This window comes from Mesorhizobium sp. WSM4983 (assembly GCF_029625765.1).
Taxonomy (GTDB): Bacteria; Pseudomonadota; Alphaproteobacteria; order Rhizobiales; family Rhizobiaceae; genus Mesorhizobium.
In genome coordinates, this window is record NZ_JARTVM010000001.1 from 1,011,038 (window position 1) to 1,037,035 (window position 25,998).

The 25,998-nt window shown below is 64.6% G+C and carries 10 protein-coding genes; 4 read left to right on the forward strand and 6 right to left on the reverse strand.

Translation table 11 applies throughout. From position 1 onward, the window contains the following. Positions 1 to 60 precede the first annotated feature (60 nt). Positions 61 to 651 carry a transglycosylase SLT domain-containing protein gene (locus P9254_RS05045; protein WP_127245822.1) on the forward strand — a complete coding sequence of 197 codons (591 nt, stop codon included), beginning with the start codon at positions 61 to 63 and terminating at the stop codon, positions 649 to 651. A 20-nt stretch (positions 652 to 671) separates the two neighbouring features. Here the strand turns inward: P9254_RS05045 and P9254_RS05050 are convergent, their stop codons facing one another. From P9254_RS05050 to P9254_RS05075, 6 genes are all read right to left on the reverse strand, one after another. Continuing rightward, positions 672 to 2,882 (reverse strand): dipeptide ABC transporter ATP-binding protein, encoded by a 2,211-nt coding sequence (locus P9254_RS05050; protein ID WP_066990565.1) that lies wholly within the window; start codon positions 2,880 to 2,882, stop codon positions 672 to 674. Between the two features lie 50 nt (positions 2,883 to 2,932). Further along, a complete protein-coding gene (locus P9254_RS05055) occupies positions 2,933 to 4,090 on the reverse strand; it encodes an ABC transporter permease (RefSeq protein ID WP_278053224.1) in 1,158 nt (385 codons plus the stop codon). Between the two features lie 12 nt (positions 4,091 to 4,102). Beyond that, positions 4,103 to 5,137 carry an ABC transporter permease gene (locus tag P9254_RS05060; protein ID WP_067328931.1) on the reverse strand — a complete coding sequence of 345 codons (1,035 nt, stop codon included), beginning with the start codon at positions 5,135 to 5,137 and terminating at the stop codon, positions 4,103 to 4,105. Between the two features lie 149 nt (positions 5,138 to 5,286). Further along, positions 5,287 to 6,945, reverse strand: a complete 1,659-nt coding sequence (locus P9254_RS05065) for an ABC transporter substrate-binding protein (RefSeq protein WP_095779087.1) — start codon at positions 6,943 to 6,945, stop codon at positions 5,287 to 5,289. 270 nt (positions 6,946 to 7,215) lie between these two features. Further along, complete coding sequence (locus P9254_RS05070) at positions 7,216 to 15,135, reverse strand: translocation/assembly module TamB domain-containing protein (protein WP_278103874.1); 7,920 nt, start codon at positions 15,133 to 15,135, stop codon at positions 7,216 to 7,218. A 2-nt stretch (positions 15,136 to 15,137) separates the two neighbouring features. After that, on the reverse strand, positions 15,138 to 17,066 hold the full coding sequence (locus P9254_RS05075; protein WP_278054239.1) for an autotransporter assembly complex protein TamA: 1,929 nt from the start codon (positions 17,064 to 17,066) through the stop codon (positions 15,138 to 15,140). Positions 17,067 to 17,344: 278 nt separating this feature from the next. Here P9254_RS05075 and P9254_RS05080 point away from each other — a divergent pair, with 278 nt between their 5' ends. From P9254_RS05080 to P9254_RS05090, 3 genes are all read left to right on the forward strand, one after another. Further along, positions 17,345 to 22,825, forward strand: a complete 5,481-nt coding sequence (locus P9254_RS05080; RefSeq protein ID WP_278054241.1) for an alpha-2-macroglobulin family protein — start codon at positions 17,345 to 17,347, stop codon at positions 22,823 to 22,825. Positions 22,826 to 22,988: 163 nt separating this feature from the next. Beyond that, on the forward strand, positions 22,989 to 25,079 hold the full coding sequence (gene pbpC / locus P9254_RS05085) for a penicillin-binding protein 1C (RefSeq protein WP_278054243.1): 2,091 nt from the start codon (positions 22,989 to 22,991) through the stop codon (positions 25,077 to 25,079). Between the two features lie 234 nt (positions 25,080 to 25,313). After that, complete coding sequence (locus tag P9254_RS05090; protein WP_278054705.1) at positions 25,314 to 25,877, forward strand: M15 family metallopeptidase; 564 nt, start codon at positions 25,314 to 25,316, stop codon at positions 25,875 to 25,877. Positions 25,878 to 25,998: the final 121 nt, after the last annotated feature.

The following is a 25,998-nucleotide window of genomic DNA, read 5'->3' on the forward strand; positions in this document are numbered from 1 at the left end:
CGGTCGGCGTTAAGGAAGCTCGAAAGATTCCTTTTATGATTTCGCCCTATTCGTCTTCCGATGCCTAGCTCGAGTTTTAGTAAAATTGTCGTTGTCTCTGTGCTGCTGGCGCTTTCAGCCTGCGCGACGGCGCCCAGCCACATCAACAATGTCTGCGCCGTCTTCGACCAGAATGACGGTTGGTTCGACAACTGGCAGTCCGCCGCCGAGCGCACCGAACAAAAATACGGCATTCCCGTTCCGGTGCTGATGGCGACGGTGCGCAAGGAATCCGGCTTCAAGAGCAACGCCCGGCCACCGCGCACCAAGCTGCTCGGCTTCATTCCCTGGAAACATGTCTCCACCGCCGCGGGCTATTCGCAGGCGCTGGACGGCACCTGGTCGCAATATCAGATGGAGACCGGCAACTGGGCAGCGCGCCGCAGCCGTTTCGCCGATGCCATCGACTTCGTCGGCTGGTATCATTCCAAGACCGTCGACACTTTCGGCGTCGCCCGCAACGATACCTACAGTCTCTATCTCGCCTACTATCTCGGCTGGTCGGCCTACGGCCGCGGCAATCGCGGCGATGCCGGCGTGCAGAACTACGCGCACGCCACCGATCAGATGGCCCGCGACTACGCCGCCCAGTTGCGGCAATGTGGGAGCTGACCCCGGGACCGGGCGAAGTCTTAGTTCGGCTTCGGCCTCTTGCCCCTCGGGCGCTTGGGCGGGGTGCCGGCAAAGCCCGGCCCCGTGCCGTGCGGCGCGTCGTCCGGCACGCCTTCATGTGCCGCATGCTCCTTGTCGAACTTGATGACCGGCTCCATCTTCGCCAAGACATCGTCCGACAGCCAGCACAGGCTCATATGGCCGTTGCCGAGATTCTTCACCGGCGGCACCGTCGTCTCGCACAGATTGTCCGGCACCAGCTTCTTGTAGCCGCAGCGCGTCTGGAAGGGGCAGCCGGTCGGCGGGTTCATCGCCGATGGGATATCGCCTTCGAGCACGATGTGCTTCTTGACAACGCTGGTGTCGGCGATCGGGATCGCCGAGAGCAGCGCCTCGGTGTAGGGATGGTAGGGCGGCGAGAATATCTGGTCCGTCGTCCCCTGCTCGACGATATAGCCGAGATACATGACGACGACACGGTCGGCGATGTAGCGCACCACGGACAGGTCGTGGCTGATGAACAGCATCGTCGTCTTGTTCTTGCGCTGGATGTCCATCAAGAGCTCGGTCACCGCCGCCTGCACCGAGACGTCGAGCGCCGAGACCGGCTCGTCGGCCACCACCACCTTGGCGTCGCCAGCGAAGGCGCGGGCTACGCCGATGCGCTGCTTCTGGCCGCCTGAGAGCTGGCGCGGCTTGCGAGTCTCGAAGGCCCGCGGCAGCTTCACCAGGTCGAGCAGCTCCAGCATGCGCTTGCGCCGCTCGGCGACCGTCTTGCCGACATTGAACTTCTCCAGCGTGCGGATGATCTGCGAGCCGACCGTGTGGCTCGGGTTCAGCGTATCGAACGGGTTCTGGAACACCATCTGGATCGACGACACCGTCTCGACATTGCGGCTCTCGATGCCGGTCGACTGGATCTCCTTGTTGCCCAGCGTCACGGTGCCCGAGCTTGCGGTCTCAAGCCCCAAAAGCACCTTGGCGAGCGTCGATTTCCCGCAGCCGGACTCGCCGACGATCGCGACCGTTTCGGACTCGCGCGCGGTGAACGAAATCGTCTCGTTGGCCTTGACGACGCGGCCTTCGCTCGAGCCGAACACCTCGCTGCCGCCGACCTTGTAGTACTTCTTGAGATTGTCGATCTTGAGCACCGGCGCGCCGGGCTCGACCTTTTCGTTGACCTTCTTGGCGCCGGGCGGCAGCGCTTCCCAGTCGATCTCGTTGAAACGCACGCAGCGCGAGAAATGGCCCTCATGCCCCTCGACGGCAACCATCGGAATTTCGGCGGCGTTGCAGACGCCCTCGACGAAATGGTGACAGCGGGGTCCGAAATTGCATCCCTTCGGCCGCTCATGCGGCAGCGGCAATTGGCCGGGAATGGAGATCAGCGGCCGCGAATTCTTGTCGGCGCCGGGCAGCGGAATCGAGCGGAACAGCCCTTGCGTATAGGGGTGGCGCATCCGGTCGAACACGTCCTCGATCTTGCCGGTCTCGACGGCCTCGCCGGAATACATCACCGTGATCTTGTCGCAGGTCTCGAGAATGAGGCCGAGATTGTGCGACACGAAGATCATCGAGGTGCCGAACTTCTGGCCCAGTCCCTTGACCAGTTCGACGATGCCGGCCTCGACGGTGACGTCGAGCGCCGTCGTCGGCTCGTCGAGGAGCAGCAGCGCCGGTTTCGACAGCAGCGCCATGGCGATGACGATGCGCTGCTGCTGGCCGCCCGAAAGCTGGTGGGGATAGGAGCGCATCATGCGCTCCGGATCGGGCAGCTTGACCGCGCGCACCATCTCCAGTGCACGGTTATGGGCCTCTTCCTTCGAGACCTTGTCGTGGATCAGCGGCACTTCCATCAATTGCTGGCCGACCTTCATCGCCGGATTGAGGCTCGCCATCGGCTCCTGGTAGATCATGGCGATCTTGTTGCCACGGATGGCCCGAAGCTCCTCGTCGGACATCTCGCCCATGTCCCTGCCCTGGAACTTGATGCGGCCGCCGACGATCTTTCCGATGTTTGAGAGGTCGCGCATGATGCCGAGCGACACGGTCGACTTGCCGCAGCCGGATTCGCCGACGATGCCCATCGCCTCGCCGGGCATGACCGTGCAGGAAAAGTCCATCACCGCCGGGATCTCGCCCTTGCGGGTGAAGAAGGAGATCGAGAGGTTCTCGATCTCGATGATCGGCCCATTGGTCGTCTTGGCTGGATCTCGAACTGCCTCGTTCATGGGTCGCTCCAATCCTTGCTTCCTGGAAGATGGGGCCCGAAGCCCCGCCATCAATCCTTCATCGACTGTTCGCGCAGCGAATCCGCCAAAAGGTTCAGGCCCAGCACGAACGACATCAGCGCGATCGTCGGCGGCAGCGCCGGGTGGATGAAGGAGCGCAAGAGCCGACTGGCATCCTTGATCGCCGTGCCCCAGTCGGGACTCTCGGGCGCCAGCCCCAGGCCGAAATAACCGAGCGTGCCGAGCAGGATCGTCGTATAGCCGATGCGCAGGCAGGCATCGACGATCAGCGGTCCGCGTGCATTGGGCAGGATTTCCCACAGCATGATGTACCAGGGCGATTCACCGCGCGTCTGCGCCGCCGCCACGTAGTCGCGCGTCTTGATATCCATGGTCAGCCCGCGCACGATGCGGAACACGCCGGGGCTGGAGGCGAACACCACCGCCACGAAGATGTTGAGCTGGTTGGGATCGATGTGGACGATCCTCAGCGGATCCTTGTCGAAGACGAGGCCCGTATAGATCCAGCCCCCGATGACGAGCGTCAGGCCGAGCAGGAGATAGAGCCGGTCCGGCCGGTTCTTGTAGCGGGTCCAGAACAGCACGCAGAAGAAGATGATCGGGAACAGGAAGAACAGCCCCGCCAGGGCGTACGGGATAGGCGTATCCATGATGCCTGGCGTCACCAGCAGGTAGAACAAAAGGATCACCGGGAAGGCCAGCACCAGATTGGCGAGGAAGGACAGCACCGTGTCGATCTTGCCGCCGTAGTAACCGGCCGGCAGGCCGAGCGTGATGCCGACCATCAGCGCAAAACCGGTCGCCGCCGGCGCGATGATCAGCACGATCTGGCTGCCATAGACCATGCGCGAGAACACGTCACGGGCGAGCTTGTCGCCGCCGAAATAGTAGACGAGCTTCGATGTCGGCTCGATCGCGCCGGGCAGCGTATCCTTCATGATCGACACCTGCGCCAGCGGATCGAAAGGCGAGATGGTCGAGGCGAAGATCGCCGTGAACAGCCAGAACAGGCAGATGCCGACGCCGGCAATGCCGACGCCGCTGTCAAAGAGCTGGCCGTAGAGCCCGAGCTTCTTCTTGTAGGTAAAGCTAACGCCCATCACCAGGACAAGCGCGACCCATACCGGCCAGAAGCGCCAAAGCACGCCGAGCACGACATCGAAGGCACCGATATATTCGATCTGCATCCGCCGTGCCCCCTATTGAACTCTGATGCGCGGATTGAGAAACGCGTAGCCGACATCGGAGATGAGTTGGGTGATCAGCACGATGAATACCGAGACCAGCGAGCAGCCGAGCAGAAGGTCGATGTCGTTGTTGCCGGCGGCCTCGACCAGCGTGTAGCCGAAACCCTGGTAGCGGAACATCACCTCGACGATGACGACGCCGGTGAGCAGCCACGGGAACTGCAGCATGATGACGGTGAAAGGCGCGATCAGCGCGTTGCGTAGCGCGTGCTTGATCACCACACTGCCGAAGGAGAGGCCCTTGAGGCGGGCCGTGCGGATATACTGCTGCGTCATCACCTCGACCATCGAGGCCCGTGTCATGCGCGCGATATAGCCGGTGCCGTAGATCGCCAGAGTGATCACCGGCAGGGTGAAATTGTAGAAGGTGATGCCCTGGCTGGCGGATGCCGCCGAGCCGTTCAGCCAGCCCAACCACGAGGCGAAGATGACGGTGAAGATGACGCCCGACACATATTCGGGCGTCGCCGTCGAGGCGATCGAGGCCACCGACAGGGTCCGGTCCGTTCGCGAGCCTTCGCGCATGCCGGCAAGGATGCCGATGAGCAGCGAGATCGGCACCATCACCGCCAGCACCCAGAACATCAATATGCCGGTGGCGCCGAGTGCCGGAAACAGCTTGGCCGCGACCGTCGTCTTGAACTTGGTCGAACAGCCGAAATCGCCCTGCAGCACGCCGGAGAATTTCGGCTCGACCGGGTCGTTGCAGAAGGAGAAGCGCTGCGTCACCTTGCCGGTGGCAGGATCGGTGATCGGCTGCTTGGGCAGGACGCCCAGCCATTGGCCGTAGCGCGCAAAGAAGTTCTGCCGGTAGCCGTGATTGACCAGCCAGCTTTCGAGCTGTTCGGCCGACGTGTGCATCTCGGTCTGGCTGATCGCCAGCTTCTTCAAGTTGGGCTCGAGATTGACGAGAAAGAAGACGACCAGCGTCAGGCATAGCATCGTGAGCAGAATCGTGCCGATGCGTCTGGCAATGAATGAGAACATGCGCGCTCCCCTGCCGGCCGGGTTGGGGTCAGATAGGTTCAACCCTGTGTCGGATACCTTGTGAGGCTCCGCCACCGTTGCACAATACGCAACGGCGACGAAGCTGCAAATAAGAGGGGCTGACGCCCCTCATATTTGTCGCAAAAGGATCACGCCTGTTCGAGCCAGACCTTGCCGAAGTCGTGCTCATAGGTCGGGTGCATCGAGTGGTTCTTCACCTCGGGCTTGATGTTGATGTAGAGCTTGCGCCAGTAAGGCTGGATGATGATGCCGGAATCCTGCAGGGTCTGCTCGATGTCCTTCATCACAACCTTGCGCTTCTCCGCATCGGCGATGCCGAGCGCCTCGTTGACCTTCTTGTCGAAGTCGGGATTGGCGTAGGCCGTCTCGTTCCACGCTTCGCCGGAGCGATAGGCGATGGAGATGACCTGGATGCCCAGCGGGCGCATGTTCCAGTTGGTTTGCGAGAACGGATACTTCGTCCAGTCGTTCCAGAAGGTCGAGCTCGGCAGCACGGTGCGCTTCACCTTGATGCCCGCTTCGCGCAGCTGGGCCGCGATCGCGTCCGTGGTGTTCTTGTGATAGTCTTCGTCGTTGCTGATCAGTTCGTGCTCGAAATCGATCACGCCGGCTTCCGTCAGCATCTGCTTGGCCTTGGCGATGTCGCGCTTGACCTCGGGCAGCTTGACATATTCCGGATGGATCGGCGCGACATGGTGGTTTTCAGCCGGGGTGCCGGCATTGCCGTAGCCGAGCTGCAGCACCGTGGCGTTGTCGACCGCAAGCAACATCGCCTGACGAACCTTCTGGTTGTCATAGGGCTTGTGGGTGATGTTGAAGCGCGACACCACGGTGGCCGCCGTGACGACCTCCGAAACCGGCGCGCCGACATCAGCGATGATCTTGATGTAGTCGGCGGTCGTTTCGTGGTTGGTCTGGACTTCGCCAGATTCGAAAGCCGAAACCGTCGCCGCCGGATCGGTGCCGTAATCGATGAACTCGACACCGTCGAGGAAAGCTTCGCCCTGCCACCACTTGCCGGTCTCGCGGCGCTTGTAGACCACCTTCTGGCCGACATCGTAGGAGACAAGCTCGAACGGGCCGGTGCCGATCGGGCAATTCTTGAAGTTGGCGCCCTTCTCATCGAAGGTCTTATGCACGACCAGTGCCGGATAATCGCACATGTTCGGGATGATGGCGATGTCGGGCTTGCTCAGCTTGAGCTTGACCGTCATGTCGTCGACCTTGACCACGGAGCCTTCGCGCAGCTTCTTGGTGCCGTCGTCGACCAGGCTGCCGAGGCGGCCAGGCATCGAGTTGCCTTCCGCTGCCTTGTCGGCCCAGCGGGTGAAATTGTAGATCACGTCGTCGGCGGTGAACTTGTCACCGTTATTCCATTCGACGCCTGGCCGCACATGCAGCGTGTATTCGGTGGCGTCGTCGTTGATGTCCCAGCTTGCCAGCAGGTAAGGCGCGAAGGTGTACTCCTTCGTGTACTTCACCAGCGGCTCGAGCGCCTGGCGCTCGGCGTTCGCAATCTCCGACCAGTCGGCGGTGCGTGGATCCTTGGGATCCTTGATCGACATGGCGACCTTCAGCACGCCGCCCTTCTTGCCCTGCACGTCCTCGGCCTTGGCCGGCGTCGGCGCGGCGAGACCGAGCATGCCGTAAGCCATTGCCGTCGATGCACCGAAAACGCTGGCCAAAGCCAGGAATTCACGGCGGTCCACCGTGCCCGACTTGGCCGCTTCGGCCATCGCCAGGATGTGGTCCGGAACGCGATCACCGTTACTTTTGTAGATTGCCATGACTGACTCCCATTGTTTGGCTTTCTGCCTTTTAACATTCCGCATCCAGACCGTGATGTCAAAAGCCGGTTTGGAATTGGAACATGGTGGGGAATGTGCAACTTTGGAATGGGGCCGGTTGGCGTGATAGCGACAGCCTTGACGCAAATTTGTTAGTCCACAGCACATTTCCAAAAATTAACAGGGCAATCAAATCAAGACATTGCCGGCGGACAGGGCCTCGTGCGCGCGCCAAAAGTCCTCTTCAGCCCGCCGGGGCGGGCAACACCGTCAATATTCGCGTTCGTAAAAGACGCCGCCCTTGGCTTCGCCCGCGTCGTTGGCCTCGCCGCGCAGCTTCACGCCCCTCCCGACATTGAGATCAATCGTCGCCTTGCCGGAGCCCGGTTTGTCGCCCTTCTGGATTGTCACATAGGTACGGTCGTTGAGGTACTTGCCGGCCGAAACCGCGGTGCCCCCCTTCTCGTCGGTCGTCACGTCGAGATCGTCGATGCCGATCGCGCTGCGTAGATTGTCCAGCAGCGAGGTCGTGCCGCCGGCCCCTGCCAATTGCGCGGCCGCGTCGGCAAGCTGGGCGATCTGCAGCGGCGAGAGATTGGACATCGAGCGGCCGAAGATCAGTTGCGCCAGCACCTCGTCCTCAGGCAGCGCCGGTGCGGAGGAGAAGTTGAACTTCGGGTTGGTCGCTTCGCCCGAAACGACTATGGTGACGGTGGCGCTGCTGGTCGTCGTGGTCGCGGTCAGGTTGAGGTAAGGCACAAGCGAACCCTGGAACCCGACTGTGCCCTCGGTGAAGGTCAGCCGCTTGGCAAGGATCGTCAGCCGGCCGCGTTGCAAGGTGAAGGTTCCGACGGCCTGCGGCGAGGATGCCGGGCCGGTCAGCTTCAGCGAGCCGCCTAGCTCGGCGTCGACGCCCCTGCCCTGGATGAAGATCTGATTCGGTGCGTTGACCGTCACGTCGAGGACAAGGCCGCTGCCGCTGCTGCCGCCGCTGCTGGATGTCGGCGGGTTCAGCGCTCTGTCCTGCGCGCGCACCGCGCGCGGCGGGTTCTTATGCTTCACATCCAACTCCGAGAGCGAGCCGGGCAGCTTGTCCGGCACGGTGATGACCGTCCTCGCCAGATTGATGGTGCCGGCGATCACCGGCGCCGACACGAGCGGCCCCTTGATGGTCAGGTCGCCGCCGAGATTGGCGGTCACCACCCTGCCGTCGGTGTAGCGGGCGTCGGTGAGTTTTATCGACAGGTCGGCCGGAAAACCTTGCGCCGGCGTGATGCCGACGGTGCCGCTCGCCGAAAGGCTACCGCGCGTCGACAACGTGCCCGTAAGGCGATTGATCCTGGCGACGCCGCCGCCGATCGAGACGTCAGCCCCGATGTCGTTGACCGCCAGCCCGGAGCGCGCGTCGATGAGACGGGCGCCCGACGTCGTGACTTTGCCGCTGATCACCGGCGCGGATACAGGACCGCGCACCTGCACGTCGACATTGGCGGTTCCGTTGAGCGCCAGGCCTTGCACGGCGAGTTTCGAGGCAAGGAAGGAAAACGGCACCTTGCCTTTGAAATCGAGCGCCAGGGTCGGCCCGCCTGCCGTCGTCACCGTACCGCCGCCCTTGAGACCAAGGCCGGCGCCGTCGCTGATGTTGGCGTCGAAGGCAAGCTTGCTGCCGGCAAAGGTTCCCGACGAGGATACGTTCATGCCGCCGAGGCCTGCGCCCCGCGTCTGCGAAGTCTGCACGCCCGAAGCATCGACATTGAAGGCGACCGTCGGAGTGGCCGGCGCGCCGGAGACCTTGACCGTGCCCGAGATCGAGCCTGCCGCATCGAGGCCAGGCGAGAAACTGTTTGCGAGCGAGACCGGCACCCGGGCCAGATTGGCGTTGATGTCGAGCGTCTGCGTGACCTTGCCCGTCACCGTTGCCGTGCCGCCGCCGAGATTGAGCACCAGCCGGTCGAGCGTCGTCGCGCCGTTGGCGATGGTCACGGTCGAGGCCTGCGCGATCGCCGCCTTGATGCCTTGCACCGTCGCTTGGCCCGACGCGAGCTCGACGGTCGTCGTGCCGTTCGCCACTTTCACCCGGCCGGCCGCTTTCGCCGGAATGTTCTTCACGGTGGCGCCGCCGGAAAAGGCGGTCCAGTCGCCATCGCGCTTCAGGTCGACATCGATGCCGGTAACGGCAGTGCCGCCGGAGGTCACGCTGTCGGCGCGGATCTTGCCGGAGATGACAGGTGCTGCGAGGTAATTGGCGATCTGGGCGTCGACGGCGACTTTTTTGGCCGAGAGGTCGCCGCGCCTGATCGCTGCCGTGGTTGCCTTGACGGCGACGTTCGGTGCGTTGCCGGCCTTCGAGAAGGCGATCGCGCCGCGGACGTCGCCTTCCGCCTTTTCTAGCGCAAGCGCCGCCAGCGGCCCTATGTCAGGAAGATCGAGCGACACGGTGCCCACCGGCACGAACGCGTCGTCAAGCGCGAGGTCGCCGGAGATCTTGTTCGGACCGAGCGACAGCAGAAGCCCGTTGATCGCGCTCTTGCCATTGGCGGTGGCAAGCACCGCATTGCCCTGCAGCGGCTGTCCGGCGACATTGCCGGTCAGTTGCACATCGGCCGCCGGATTGGCGGCATCGGCCTTGCCTGTCGCGGTGAGCTTCAGTCCGGTGATCTCGCGCGCCGCCACGGACAGCCTGTCGCTGTTCACCGTCAGCGAGAGGTCGGGCGCCATAATCGGACCTTGCGCATTCAGGCCAAAAGCGATGGCGCCCTTGGCGTCTTTCGACAGCAGCGAAACGTCGCTCAACGCCCCCCTGATGTCGGCGGCAAGCTTGTTGTCGGCAAGGCTCGCCTGCCCGTCGGCGCTCAGCGCGCCCGAGTTGAGCTTCAAGCCGGAGACATTGACGTTGCCGTTGGCGTCGCGTTTCAGCGCGGCGCTCAATTGCGCGCTCTCGCCCAACATGCCGCGCACCGCCGCCGGCAAGGCGGAAGAAGCGACATTGGCGTTCACATTGAGGTCGACGGCGCCGTCGCGCAGCGACATGCGGCCGGCGACCTGGCTGTTGAGCGCATCGCTCTTGAGCGAGCCGCTGTTGACGGCAACGGCGTCGCTCGTCAAACGGCCATTGACCTCGGCCGTAACCTTGCCGGCAACCAACGGCGCGATCATCGGATTGTCCAGGCCGATCCTGTCGATCGACACCGTCCCGGAGACCGGGCCTGCCCGCCCCTTGAGATCGAACGCATCCGAATGCAGCGCAACGGCAAGGCCGTCCACATTCACCTGGCTGGCGGCAACCGAAGGCAGGATGGCGGAAGCCTCGAGGCGGGCCTGCGTGCTTTGGCCGGCTATCTTTGCCGACAATGACTGGACCTCGATCTTGACCGGGCTTTCGGCGCTGCCGATCGTCAACGGCAGGCTGGGTCCGGATGACGTCAGATCGAGCGAAAAATCGCTGACGCCGTTCGGATTCAAGCTGCCGGCGGCGTTGCCGGAAATCTTGTCGCCCGCAAGCGTTGCATGGTCCAGGGCCAGGCCGCTCGCCAGACCATAGCTGCCGGCGGCATCCAGATTGAGCGGCCCAAGTCCCGCCTGGCGGGTCTGGCTGGTCTCGGCGCCGGCAAGCTTGGCGTCGAACTCGATATCGGGATTGGCCGACGGACCCGTGAGGTGTGCCGTGCCTTCGAGCGTTCCGGCAGCATCGAGGCCCGGCACGAAATCATTGGCGAGCGCCGCAGGCAGGCTGGCGAAATTGGCCGTCAGGTCGAGGAGCTGGCCGGCGCTGCCGGAAATGGTCGCCGAGCCGCCGCCGAGATTGAGCGCAAGCTTCTCGACGCTGGCGACGCCGTTGGCGATTGCAAGGCGCGACGGCTCGGCGATCGCCGCCTTGATGCCGCGCAGGGTCGCTTCGCCGGACGCGATCTCGACGCTGGTCTTGCCGTCGGCGATCTTCACGCGCCCGGTCGCGGTGGCCGGAATGCCGGATGCCGTCGCGCCGCCGGAAAAATTGGTCCAGTCGCCGTCGCGCCTCAGGTCGATGCCGATACCGCTGACCACTGTCTTGCCGGAAGTGACGCTGTCGGCCTTGATCGTGCCAGATATTGCCGGTCCCTTGAGATAATTGGCGATCAGCGCATTGACGGTGATCGCTTTCGCCGCCACTTCGCCGCGCGCGATCGATGTGCTGGCCGCATTGATGGTGAGGTTCGGAGCCGCGCCATCCTTGGCGAAGGCGATCGTGCCGTTGATATCGCCGGTTGCCGTCTGGCCGCCTAGCGCCGCCAGCGGGCCGACATCGGGAACGGCCAGCGTCAGAGTGCCCACCGGCACGAACGCGTCGTCAAGCGCGAGGTCGCCGGAGATCTTGTTCGGACCGAGCGACAGCAGAAGCCCGTTGATCGCGCTCTTGCCATTGGCGGTGGCAAGCACCGCATTGCCCTGCAGCGGCTGTCCGGCGACATTGCCGGTCAGTTGCACATCGGCCGCCGGATTGGCGGCATCGGCCTTGCCTGTCGCGGTGAGCTTCAGTCCGGTGATCTCGCGCGCCGCCACGGACAGCCTGTCGCTGTTCACCGTCAGCGAGAGGTCGGGCGCCATAATCGGACCTTGCGCATTCAGGCCAAAAGCGATGGCGCCCTTGGCGTCTTTCGACAGCAGCGAAACGTCGCTCAACGCCCCCCTGATGTCGGCGGCAAGCTTGTTGTCGGCAAGGCTCGCCTGCCCGTCGGCGCTCAGCGCGCCCGAGTTGAGCTTCAAGCCGGAGACATTGACGTTGCCGTTGGCGTCGCGTTTCAGCGCGGCGCTCAATTGCGCGCTCTCGCCCAACATGCCGCGCACCGCCGCCGGCAAGGCGGAAGAAGCGACATTGGCGTTCACATTGAGGTCGACGGCGCCGTCGCGCAGCGACATGCGGCCGGCGACCTGGCTGTTGAGCGCATCGCTCTTGAGCGAGCCGCTGTTGACGGCAACGGCGTCGCTCGTCAAACGGCCATTGACCTCGGCCGTAACCTTGCCGGCAACCAACGGCGCGATCATCGGATTGTCCAGGCCGATCCTGTCGATCGACACCGTCCCGGAGACCGGGCCTGCCCGCCCCTTGAGATCGAACGCATCCGAATGCAGCGCAACGGCAAGGCCGTCCACATTCACCTGGCTGGCGGCAACCGAAGGCAGGATGGCGGAAGCCTCGAGGCGGGCCTGCGTGCTTTGGCCGGCTATCTTTGCCGACAATGACTGGACCTCGATCTTGACCGGGCTTTCGGCGCTGCCGATCGTCAACGGCAGGCTGGGTCCGGATGACGTCAGATCGAGCGAAAAATCGCTGACGCCGTTCGGATTCAAGCTGCCGGCGGCGTTGCCGGAAATCTTGTCGCCCGCAAGCGTTGCATGGTCCAGGGCCAGGCCGCTCGCCAGACCATAGCTGCCGGCGGCATCCAGATTGAGCGGCCCAAGTCCCGCCTGGCGGGTCTGGCTGGTCTCGGCGCCGGCAAGCTTGGCGTCGAACTCGATATCGGGATTGGCCGACGGACCCGTGAGGTGTGCCGTGCCTTCGAGCGTTCCGGCAGCATCGAGGCCCGGCACGAAATCATTGGCGAGCGCCGCAGGCAGGCTGGCGAAATTGGCCGTCAGGTCGAGGAGCTGGCCGGCGCTGCCGGAAATGGTCGCCGAGCCGCCGCCGAGATTGAGCGCAAGCTTCTCGACGCTGGCGACGCCGTTGGCGATTGCAAGGCGCGACGGCTCGGCGATCGCCGCCTTGATGCCGCGCAGGGTCGCTTCGCCGGACGCGATCTCGACGCTGGTCTTGCCGTCGGCGATCTTCACGCGCCCGGTCGCGGTGGCCGGAATGCCGGATGCCGTCGCGCCGCCGGAAAAATTGGTCCAGTCGCCGTCGCGCCTCAGGTCGATGCCGATACCGCTGACCACTGTCTTGCCGGAAGTGACGCTGTCGGCCTTGATCGTGCCAGATATTGCCGGTCCCTTGAGATAATTGGCGATCAGCGCATTGACGGTGATCGCTTTCGCCGCCACTTCGCCGCGCGCGATCGATGTGCTGGCCGCATTGATGGTGAGGTTCGGAGCCGCGCCATCCTTGGCGAAGGCGATCGTGCCGTTGATATCGCCGGTTGCCGTCTGGCCGCCTAGCGCCGCCAGCGGGGCGACATCGGGAACGGCCAGCGTCAGCGTGCCAACCGGCAGGAACTGGTCGTCGAGCGCGAGGTCGCCCGAAACCTTGTTGTCGCCGAGTGCAAGGCTGAGGCCCCTGATCGCGCGCTTGCCGGCGGCGGTCACCAACGACGCCTCGATGTCGAGCGGCTGTTCCTCGACGCTGCCCGTCAGCGAGATATCGGCCGAGGGGTTGGCGATGTCGGCTTTGCCCTTCGCCGAGAGCTTGATGTCCTTCACCGTGCGGCCGGCCGCCGTCAGGCTGGCGCTGTCGGCCGACACCGAGAAATCCGGCGCCCAGCGCGGACCACTGGCGGTTAGCGCGAAATTGACCCCGCCGGCAAGCGGCGTGCCCGCCAGCGACGACAGCGCCGATACATCGTCCAGCGTTCCCTTGACGTTTGCCTTGATATCCGAGCCTTGCGCGCTGGCGGTGCCGCTGGCGCTGAGCGAGCCGGAGGTGAGTTCCAGCTCGTTGGCCGCGAAAGCGCCTTCCGGATCGCGGGTCGCGGTAGCCGAGAATTTCACCCGTTCGCCAAGCAGCGAGCTGATCTGCGGCGGCAGCGCCTTCGATACGGCGTCGGCGTTCATCTTCAGCGTCATCGACAGGTCGGCGAGCGAGACGCCGGCGGTCAGCGCTGCATTGAGCGCATCGCTGCGCAACGTGCCCTGGTCGACGGTGACGGTGTCGCGGCTGATCGAACCGGCGAGATCGGCGGCTAGCTTGCCCGTCACCAGCGGCGCCAGGGTCGCCACGTCGGTCTTCAGGCCGGCGGCCGCGAGCTTGACATTGACCGGCCCGGTGCGGGTCGCGACGTCGAAGCCGTCGGAATGGACCTGTCCCGTCACATTGTTGAGCTGCGTGCCGCCGACGGCGATCGAGGCCAAGGAGGTGCCGATGTCGACTATCGGCGCCTTGCCGTCGCCAAAGGCGCGTGCGGTCGCCTTCTCGACCGCGACCAGGATCGGCACCGCGCTGGTGCCGACGTCGATGGTGACGGGCTTGTCCTTGGCGGAGAGCTCGACGGCAAGATCGCTGGCGCCCTTCGGGTCGACATTGCCGGTGGCCGTGCCGTGCACGGCGCCGCTCTCTACAATTGCGCGCTCGATATCGATCCCGCCTGTCGTGGTCGCCGTCCCGGCCACGTCGAAATTCGTCTTGCCGGCAAACAGCGACTTGAACTTCTCCGGCAGGAAGCGCTCGAATTCGCCGTCGCCTTTGGCCTCGATATAGTGGCCCCTGTCGCTCAACTGATGGCGGCCGGTGAGCTGGGCGACGATCTGACGGTCGACAACGAACGTGCCGATGCCGTTCCAATTGGCGAGCGGCCCCGTGCCGGAGACGACGATATCAACGGGGGGCGCATCGGGGAGCTTGAGCAAATTGGCGATGATGCCGCCGGCCGGCTCCGACGCCTTGAGATCGAGGTCGAGCTTGTTGTCGGCCGGCGCGAAACGGACCTTGGCGTCGACATTGCCCTGCTTGCCGTCGCGGCGGGCGACTTTGAGCACCGTGTCGATCGCCAGCGGCGATGGATCGGCCTTGAGCGAACCCTTGGCGGCAAGTTCGGCAATGCCGCTGCCGGCGAGCTCTTGCCCGAGCGCGATCTCCGGCAGCTCGATCTCTTTGACGTCGATCGAGACCGGCAGACTGTTCGATGCGCCTTGCGACGGCTGTTGGCCGGCTCGTGGCAGCCGCGCCAACTCGATGCGCTCGGCTTCGATGCGATCGGCGCTGAAGTTGCGCGACAAAAGCGCCGTCGGCGACCAGTCGAGCGCCACCTTGCGCGCCACCAGCCAGGGCCCCGTGCGATCCTCCAGCACGACATGATCGAGCCTGAGCTGACCGGACCAGATGCCTTCGATACCGCTGACGGTGATCTTGCGGTCCTCGGTCGAGGCCAGCTTCGAGATCAGACCGGCGAGATTCTGACGACCGCCTTCGGTGCCGGTCAGCACGGCGAGGGCGCCGATCGCCACCACCAGCAGCAGGAGCAGCGCGTAAAGGCAGATACGAAGGATGCGCCAGAATATCCTCATCATCAGAACGCCTGACCGATGCCGGCATAGAGGCCGAAATGCGGATCGCCCGGATCGCGATTGAGCGGCACGGCGGCGTCGATGCGCAGCGGCCCGAATGGCGTAAGATAGCGCAGACCGACGCCGGCGCCGACCTTGAGGTCGGAGAAATCGGGGAAGGATTTGATCGAGACCGTGCCGGCATCGACGAACGGAACGATGCCGATCGTGTCGGTGACGGCCATGCGCATCTCGACCGAGGTCTCGAACAGGGACAGGCCGCCGATCGGCTGGCCGTCGATGTCCTTCGGGCCGATACCTTGATAGGCATAGCCGCGCACCGAGCCGCCGCCGCCGGAATAGAAGCGCCTGTCGGCCGGAACATTCTGCAGCCCGGTGCCAACGATCGAGCCGAGCGTGGCGCGTTCGGCGAGGACGAATCTGCTCGCCGTATCGAGCGACTGGTAAGCCGAGCCTTCGCCCTTCAACTTGAGGAATGTCGCGCCGTTCAGAATGTCGTAGCTCGGCTCGGCATAGGCGAGCGCCCGGAAACCCCTGGTCGGGTTGAGCTTGTTGTCGCGGCTGTCATAAACATATTGCAGCGGAATGCTGGCGATCAGATAGGTGTGCTTGCCGAAGGCGTCGGTGATCCTCGAGTAGTCGAGGTCGAATTCAGCCGAGACCCGCTGCCTCTTGTCGAGGTCGTAGGAGACTCCAACGTCGCCCTTGACCGAGAAATGGTCATAGGCGTCGGGGTGCTCCAACACGGTCTTGACGCCGGTGAAGAACTTGGATGTCGGCCCGAGCACCCCCGGCTTCTCGAACATGATGCCGGCATTGTAGTTGAGCGCGGAAATGCTGTTGCTGCCGATGCCGCTGATGGAGCCGTCGATGCGCAGCTTCTCTGCCTGGCCGAACAGGTTGCGGTGGCCCCAATAGCCTTCGAGCCCCAGTCCTTCCGTGTTCGAAAACGTGCCGCCGACGCCGAAAAAGCGCGGCTTGCGCTCGCTCACCTGGACGTCGATCGGAATGTTGCCTTGGGCGTCGAGGCTCTCGCCCTCCTTGATGGTCACGCTGTTGAAGACTTCGAGCCCGAGCAGCCGATCGCGGGCATCGTCAATCTCTTGCGGCGAATATTGCTGACCCCGCTTTAGGTCGGTCATGTATTCGGTGAAGTCGCGATCGACCTTTTCGGTGCCCTCTACTGTGGTCTCGCCATAGCCGGCGACCGGGCCGGCCGCGACCGTCAGTGTCACGTCGAGCGTCGAGGTGTCATGGTCTGCGACGATCTCGCGATCCGTCACCTTGGCTAGCGGCCTGCCCTCCTCCTTGAGCGCTCGCACGATCGCCGCTTCGGCCTTGAGCACGGCACCCGAACTGGCGTCGCCGCCCGCGATCAGGCCGAAATCGGCGCTCGCCAGGCCGGCCGCGTCGCCTTTCAGTCTGATGTCGCCGAGGGTGAATTTCGGCCCGGCGGCAATGCTGACGACCACCGGAATGGGCTGCGGCCCCTTGAATTCGGCGTCCGGCGGCAGTTGGTCGATGGACTTGCCCTCTATGGTGATGGTGACCACGCCCTCGTAGCGGGCGTCGGCATAAAGGGCGGCAACCAGTTGCTCGCGGTCGCTGCGCGCCTTGGCCATCAAGCCGAGCGACCCCGATACCGGGTGCTCCTCGTCATTTTTGAGCACCGAGGCATCTTCCAGCTTCTTGACCAGATCCTTGTCGGCATCGGGAGCGTCAATGGTCACCGAATAGCGCAGCGGATCGACGATGTCGGCATCCTCGTCCTTGGACGAGCCCCAAAGCTTGATGCCGAAAATCTCGAAAGCAGCCGCCGGCCGGGCTTCGCCGGCGAGCATGGCCGCGCAGACGAGCGCCAAAAGCAGGGCGCGCGGAAGCACGCGCCCTGGCGCGATCCCTCCTGACATCTGCGTTTCATACGCCGGCATTACGCTAACCTAGACGACAAAACTAAAATTGGAATGAAGTTCTGAAACGCTCGTAAAGGGGCCACAATCCAATTGTCTGAAATAGACCGGGCTTGGAATTCACACCTTTTGCGCCTTCGCAAGAAAGCGTGAACCCTTGTCCCATGGAGGTTCTGTCGAAATACCGGCCTGTGGCCGGCATGGAAACCGTTGGCGGGTTGAAAACCTGCCGCGTTCGGCGTTGACAAGCCTGTTTGATGCTTGATCATGGCCGGACGCTGCAATGTCGGGAGGGTGATATGGCAATGCGCGCGGCTCGTGGTCTCTCTTTCCTCGTTCTTCTGTTCTTTGCCTTGAGCGGGGCCGCGCAAGCGGCCGAAGCCCGGCGAATCGTGACGACCGACAACTCCGACTATTTCGGTTTCGACCTCAGGTCCGACCAGAATGTCAGCCTCGACCAATGCAAGACCACATGCCTCGGCGATCCCGCCTGCCGCGCCTTCACCTACAACACGAAGGCCAAATGGTGCTTTCTCAAATCCGACTACAATCAGCTGAAACCCTTCAGCGGCGCCGTCGCCGGCAAAGTCGCAAACGTCGATGGCGACCCCGATATCGGCGCGCCGCCTCCACTTGCCTTCTTCCCCAACTGGATGGCCGATCAGGCCCAGCAGTTTCGCAACAAGCTGACCGATCCGGCGTATGACAAGCCGACCGAAGGGCTGGCCGCACTTCAGGCTGCGGCCGAGCAGGCAGCGCTGACCGGCGACCATCGCCTGGCCATGCAGAAATACCAGGCGGCGCTGTCCGTCCTGCCCGACGACGGCGCGCTCTGGCTGGCGCTGGCGCGCGAGACGCTCGGCGTGCAGCCGGCTTCCAACACTTCCGAACCCTCGACCCTGCCGGCAAACGTCACCTCGGCCGCTTTCAACGCCTATAAGCTGGTGCGCACGGCAAAAACCCGCGCCGAGGCGCTGGCGCTGCTTGCCGCCGGCCTCGACAAGCGCGACCTTTTCCGGCCGGCCATTCAGGCCTATGAGGCGAGCCTTGCGCTGGTGAACTCGCCAGCCGTGCAGGCCGACTACGCCGACCTCAAGGCGCGCAAGGGTTTCCGCGTCATCGACCATTCCGTCGATGCCGATTCCTCTTCGCCGCGCATCTGCGCCCAGTTCTCCGAGGACTTGGTGAAGACCGGCGTCGACTATTCGCAGTTCGTCACCGTCGACAATGCCGCTCCCAAGGCTGTCGAAGCCAAGGACAAGCAGATCTGCGTCGAAGGGCTTGAACATGGCCAGCACTATGACGTGACCTTCCGCGCCGGTCTGCCGGCCGCGATCGGCGAGTCGATTGCCGCTCCGGTCGTGCTGTCGATCTATGTCCAGGACCGCGCCCCGTCGGCCCGCTTCACTGGCGACAGCTTCGTGCTGCCGGCCGGCGCCCGCCGCGGCATTCCGGTCGTCACCGTCAACATGAGCGCCGCCAAGATGAAGCTCTACCGCATCGGCGACCGATCGCTGGCGCAGCTTCTGTCCGGCTACCAGTTCCTGCATCAGCTCGACGGCTATGACATTTCCACCATTTCCGACCAGATGGGCGAGCCGGTCTGGGAAGGCACGCTCGACATCGCCAACGACCTCAACAAGGAGGTCACCACCTCCTTTCCGGTCGACGAGGCGATCCCGCAGCGCAAGCCCGGCGTCTATGTGCTGACCGCCCAGCCGGTCGACGACAAAAGCGACGATTATGGTTCGCGCGCCACCCAGTGGTTCGTCGTTTCCGACATCGGTCTGTCCACCTATACCGGCCAGGACGGTCTCAACGTCTTTGCCCGCTCGCTGGGCTCTGCCAAGCCGATTGCCGGCGCCGAACTGACGCTGCTTGCCAAGAACAATGAAATCCTCGGCACGGCGACGTCCGACGCCGAGGGCCATGCCGTTTTCAACCCGGGCCTGACGCGCGGCGAAGGCGGCATGGTGCCGGCGGTGCTGATGGCCAAGCAGGGCGACAACGACTTCGTCTTCCTCGACATGGGCCGCGCCGGTTTCGATCTGTCGGACCGCGGCGTTGCCGGGCGTGCCGCGCCCGGCGCGCTCGACGTCTATGCCTGGACCGAGCGCGGCATCTACCGCGCCGGCGAAGACGTCCATGTCGCCGCCCTTGCGCGCGACGGCGCCGCCAAGGCGGTCGAGAACCTGCCGCTGACCTTCATCTTCACCCGACCCGATGGCGTCGAGAACCGCCGTATCGTCAGCGACGGCGCTTCCGCCGGCGCCCATGCCGTCGATCTGTCGCTCGAGCCTAACGCCATGCGCGGCACCTGGTCGGTGTCGATCTACACCGATCCCAAGCAGGCACCGGTCGCCAGCCATATGTTCCTGGTCGAAGACTTCGTGCCGGATCGCATCGAGTTCGACTTGACGGCCGACAAGAAGGAAATCGCGCAGGGCGAGACAGCCAATGTCAGCGTCGACGGCCGCTTCCTCTATGGCGCGCCGGCCGCCGGCCTCGCGCTTGAAGGCGAGATGACGCTGTCGACCACGGACAGCTGGGATCGGTTCAAGGACTTCACCTTCGGTCTCGCCGACGAGCAGTCGGCCGAACCTTCGGTGACGCCTTTGGCCAACCTTCCCCTCGTCGGCGACGACGGCAAGGCGACCTTCCCGGTCTCGATCGACCAACTGCCCTTCACGACCAAGCTGATCAACGCCAAGGTCACAGTCCGCATGCGCGAAGCCGGCGGCCGTGCCGTCGAGCGCTCGCTCGACATCGCCGTCCATCCGGAAAAGGAGATGATCGGCATCCGCCCGGATTTCGAAGGCGGCGAGGTGCCGCAAGGCGGAACGGCGAAATTCAGCATCATCGCCGTCGATCCGAACGGCAAACGCGAGGAGCTGAAGGGCGCGCAGTGGTCGCTGGTCAAGGTCGAGCGCAATTACCAGTGGTACCGTTCGAACAATTCCTGGAACTATGAAGCGGTGAACCTCACCAAGGCCGTCGCCAACGGCCAGATCGACCTGAAAGCCGACGGCGAGGCGACCGTGTCGCTTCCTGTCGACTGGGGCCGCTACCGGCTCGAGGTCGAGACGGCCGACCCCGATGGCCCGGCGACCAGCTATGAGTTCGACGCCGGCTGGTACGTCGCCTCGACCACCACCGAAACACCGGACGGCCTGGAGATCGCTCTCGACAAGGACACTTACGCCGCTGGCGAGGTGGCCAAGCTCAAGGTGTCGCCGCATTTTGCCGGCGAACTCCTGGTCACCATCGGCGCCGAGAAGCTGTTGAAGACCGTCACCGCTTCGGTGCCGACCGGCGGCAGCACCGTCGACATCCCGGTCGGCGACGACTGGGGAGCCGGCGCCTATGTCACGGCGACTTTGTTCCGGCCCGGCGATGCGCAGGAATCGCGCATGCCGGCCCGCGCAATCGGCGTCAAATGGCTGACCGTCGATCCGGGTTCGAAGAAGCTCACTGTTGCGCTTACGCCGCCTGAAAAGACGGCCCCGCGCCAGCAGCTGTCGATCCCGGTCGCCGTCAGCGGCGCGCAAGCCGGCAGCAAGGCCTATGTGATGGTCGCGGCCGTCGATGTCGGCATCCTCAATCTCACCAACTACAAGGCGCCCGATCCGGAGGACTGGTTCTTCGGCCAGCGCATGCTGGGTCTGGAAATCCGCGACCTTTATGGCCGCCTGATCGACGGTTCGCTCGGCACCACCGGCAAATTGCGGACCGGCGGCGACGGCGCCAACATGCAGTCGCAGGGCAGCCCGCCGACCGAGAAGCTGGTCGCCTTCTTCTCCGGCCCGGTCGAGCTCGATGCCAACGGCAAGGCGCGGATCGATTTCGACATCCCGCAGTTCAACGGCACCGTGCGCGTCATGGCCGTCGCCTGGACCAAAGAGGCCGTCGGCCATGCTCAAACCGACGTCATCGTGCGCGATCCGGTGGTGATCACCGCCGGCCTGCCGCGCTTCCTGGCGCCTGGCGATGCCGCGACCATGCGTCTCGACATCGCCGACACCGACGGCCCTGCCGGCGACTACAAGCTGTCGGTCACCACGACCGGCGATCTCTCGACCGGCGACAAGCCCCTGCCCGAGAAGCTGACGCTTAGCCAGGGCAAGCGGCAAGCGCTCTCATTTCCGCTGATCGCGCAGACGGCGGGCGACGCTTTGATCACCGTCAAGCTCGCGCATGACGGCGGAACCGAGGTCGAGCAGACGCTCTACCTGCCGGTGCGCCCGGCGCAGCTCCCGGTCACCAACCGCATGGTGGTCGACCTGAAACCCAATGGCGGCGCCTTGCGCGTCGACAAGGAGCTGCTCGCCGCAAGCGTGCTCGACGGTGCTTCGGTCAGCGTCGGCGTCTCACAGGCAGCCGCCTTCGACGTGCCTTCGCTCTTGATGACGCTCGATCGCTACCCCTATGGCTGCGCCGAGCAGACAACCAGCCGTGCCTTGCCGCTGCTCTATGTCAACGACATGGCAAAAAGCATCGGCATGGAGAGCGATCCGGACCTGCATGGTCGCATCCAAGATGCCGTCTACAAGGTGCTGAGCTACCAGGCATCAAGCGGCAGCTTCGGCCTCTGGGGCCCGGGATCCGGCGATCTCTGGCTCGATGCTTATGTCACGGAGTTCCTGACCCGGGCACGCGAGCAGAAATACGACGTGCCGGCTCAGGCGATGAACCAGGCGCTGAACAACCTGCAGAACTCGCTTGGTTATGACCAGGACGTCCAGGATCGCGGCAGCGAGATCGCCTACGCGCTCTATGTGCTCGCCCGCAACAAGAAGGCCTCGATCGGCGATCTGCGCTACTATTCGGACACGCAGCTCGAGTCCTTCTCGAGCCCGATGGCTGTCGCCCAACTGGCCGCGAGCCTGGCGCTCTATGGCGACACCCAGCGTTCGGAGGCGACTTTCCAGACGGCCTTGCGGCTGGCACAGGCAAGCACCGAATACGACTATTATCGCTCCGATTATGGCTCGCCCCTGCGTGACGGCGCGGCGATGCTTGCGCTGGCCGCGGAATCGAAGCCGGTGCCGAGCATCGTGCCGCAGCTGATCAGGCTGGTGGCGCGTGAACGCGCCGACGCCCGCTGGACGAGCACGCAGGACGAATCCTGGATGCTCCTTGCGGCAAGGGCGCTGAAGGAAGGCAACAATTCGATCACGCTTTCCGTCAACGGCGCGCCGCATACCGGCGGCTATTCCGATCGGGTTGCCGGCAACGACCTTGTCGACAGCCCGCTCGCCATCGCCAACACCGGCACGACGGCGCTGCAGGCGGTGGTCACCGCGGTGGCCGCACCCGTCGAGCCGCTGCCGGCCGGCGGCGACGGCTTCACCATCGATCGTACCTACTACAGGCTCGACGGCACCGAGGCCAACATCACCGAGGCCAGGCAGAACGAACGCTATGTGGTCGTGCTCAAGGTCTATGAGCAGAACAAATGGCCCTCGCGCCTGCTGATCACCGATCTGTTGCCGGCCGGCTTCGAGATAGACAATCCGAGCCTGGTGTCCAGCGCTCAGTTGTCGAACTTCTCCTGGCTGGCGCAGACCGACGCCGCGCATCTGGAGTTCCGCGACGACCGCTTCGTCGCCGCCTTCAATCCCAACGAAGGCGACGGCGACCGCAACATCACGCTGGCCTATGTCGTGCGCGCCGTGAGGCCCGGCACCTATGCCCATCCGGCGGCGACGGTGGAGGACATGTACCGGCCGCAATATTCGGCCCGCACCGCCTCCGGCATGGTGGAGGTCAAGGCGGAGTAAGTATTCCGACGCTGGCGATCACAAACATGGCGATAGCGCTGCCCCTCATCCGCCTTCCGGCACCTTCTTCCCGTGAAAGACGGGGAGAAGGGACAAGCTCCAGCGCTGACGCCCCCCTCTCCCCGTCTTTCACGGGAAGAGGGTCAGGGTGAGGGGCAGCACCATGCTTTCCAAAAGATTTTTGCGCCGCGCTGCCATAACGGCAGCTTCCTCCGCCGCCTGTCTTGCCCTTTCCGTCGCCGCTCTCTGGCAGCTCGACCGCGCCTTCCCGCCGCCGCTCCCGGCGCCGCTGACGGTCTCCACCGAAGTGCAGGACCGCGACGGCGAACTCTTGCGCGCCTTCGCGACGCCGGACGGCTACTGGCGGCTTGGGACCCGGCTCGACCAGGTCGACAAGCAGTTCGTCGACATGCTGGTCGCTTATGAAGACAAGCGCTTCTGGGACCACCGCGGCGTCGACATGCTGGCGCTTTGTCGCGCCGCCGGGCAGTTCGCCACCAGCGGCCACATCGTTTCCGGCGGCTCGACGCTCTCGATGCAGCTTGCCCGTCTGATCGAGCCGCGCGACAGCCGCAGCCTCGCCTCCAAGGCCAGGCAAATCCTGCGCGCCATCCAGATCGAGCGGCGTTTGTCCAAGCGCGAAATCCTCGAGCGCTACCTGACGCTGGCGCCCTATGGCGGCAACCTGGAAGGTGTGCGCGCCGCCTCGCTCGCCTATTTCGGCAAGGAGCCGAAGCGGCTGACCGTATCGGAAGCAGCACTTTTGGTCGCGCTGCCGCAGTTGCCGGAAAAGCGCCGGCCAGACCGCAATCTCGACATCGCGCATGCCGCGCGCGACCGCGTGCTCACCCGCATGGTCTCGGCCGGTCTGCTCAACGAACGAGAGGCAGCGCGCGCCGCGCTCGACGACGTCTCCGGCCTGCGCCGCAAGCTGCCGGCATTGGCAGCGCATGCTTCCTACGCCATGCTGCCCAAGGCTGAACCCGGCAAGCCGCTGCAACTCACCATCCGCCGCAGTGTTCAGCAAGGGCTGGAGCAGGTGGCGAAAGAGGCCGCCAGGAAGCTCGGCCCAAAGCTTTCCGTCGCCATGGTGATGGCCGATGCCCGCACCGGCGACATTCTTGGCGAAGTTGGCTCAGCCGATTTCTTCGACGCCAGCCGATCCGGCTGGATCGACATGACCAAAGTAGTGCGCTCGCCCGGCTCGACGCTGAAGCCGTTCATCTATGGGCTTGCCTTCGAGCAAGGCCTAGTGGCGCAGGAGACGATCATCGAGGACAGCCCCGCCGACTTTGGCGGCTACCGGCCGAAGAATTTCGACATGGGCTACCAGGGCGACGTCAGCATCAGGCAGGCGCTGCAGCTGTCGCTCAACGTGCCGGCGATCCGGGTGCTGGACGCGGTTGGTCCCGCACGGCTCACGGCGCGCTTCCGCCAGGCCGGCGTCAACCTGGTCCTGCCGCTCAACGAGGCGCCCGGGCTGGCGATCGGCCTCGGCGGCGCCGGGGTGACTTTGCGCGACCTAGTGCAGCTGTATACCGGCCTCGCCAATGGCGGCAAGATGCACGCGCTGCATGACGGCACCGAGCCCGCCGATGCCGAGCGCATCACCGCCACTATCCTCGACGACCAGGCCGCCTGGCAGATCGACGACATCCTGTCCGGCGTGAAGCCGCCCGAAGGTGCGGCCCAGCGCGGCATCGCCTACAAGACCGGCACATCTTACGGCTATCGCGATGCCTGGTCGGTTGGCTTCGACGGCCGCTATGTGCTTGGCGTCTGGGTCGGTCGTGCCGACGCCGGCCCGGTACCTGGCCTCTCCGGCTATGTTTCGGCCGCGCCCATTCTCTTCGAAGGCTTTGTCCGCTCGGGTTTGGCCAGCGTGCCGCTGCCCGGCCGGCCGCCGGGTCTCTTCAAACCCAAACGCGAAGAATTGCCGGTGACGCTCGCCCGCTTCAGCGCCGGCTCCGACGGGCTGGTGCAGGCAACGCCGACTGAACCGGCGCCCACCATCGTCTTCCCGCCGGACGGGGCTCGCGTCGACCTCGGCACCAATTCGGCGGACGCTTCGCCGCTTGTGCTGAAGCTGCAGGGCGGCCGCGCGCCCTTCCGCTGGCTTGCCAACGGCAAGCCGCTCGCCGGCATCGACCGCCGCCGCACCGCGACCTGGCAGCCCGACGGCACCGGCTATTCGACGCTCACCGTTATCGACGCCGCCGGGCGCGCGGCCAGCGTGAAGGTTTTCGTTGAATAGAAGCGGGCAAGCGATTCGGCGCGTTGCGCCTTTCAAGGATCGAAAGGCACTTCTCTCGAGGCTTATTGCGAAGCGCACCCGTCCTTCAGCGGGAGCAGCTATAATCCTCCCGCATTGGCTCTCCTGGCTGCCTTCTCCGCCCACGCCGACCCCCTGCCCGCCGGATTCGTCCGGCTCGCCGATGTCGATCCGACCATTCGCCAGGACATTCGCTAAGCCGGGCTGGGAAACTTCCTGCAGCGCGAGGTCGACGGCTACGAAGCGCCGGTCTGCATCCTGACCGCGCCGGCGGCGAAGGCGCTGTCCGTCGTCCAGAAAGCAATGACGGCCGAGGGCCTCACGCTGATCGTCTTCGACTGTTACCGCCCGGCACGCGCCGTCGCCGACATGGTCAGATGGACAAGGCAAGGCGGCCCGCCCGATCCGCAATGGTATCCGAAGGTCGAGCGCGGCGACCTCATCGCCGAGGGCTATGTCGGCGAACTGTCCAGCCACTCGCGGGGCTCGACCGTTGACCTCGCCGTCGCTGAGCTTGACAAGACAAGCCCGGCTCATTCCGCTTGCGGCGCGACTGACGCCCGCACGCTCGACTTCGGCACCGGATTCGACTGTTTCGATTCGGCGAGCGAGACGGCCCACCGCCCGCTGCCCCTCCAAGCGACGGCAAACCGCACGATGCTGGTTTCGGCCATGCGCGCCGCCGGCTTCCGCAACTATGCGCGGGAATGGTGGCATTTCACCCTCGCCGACGAGCCGTTCCCAAAGCAGCGCTTCGATTTTCCGGTGACCGCCGACTAGGGCACAGGACTTGCCCGGATCGCGGCCGGTTCTAATTAGGCCCGCTGACGAGGAACCACGCTGCTGGCAAGTGAGGAAGATATTTCTTCGACTGGCCGCCCCTCGGCGAAAAATTGCTGCA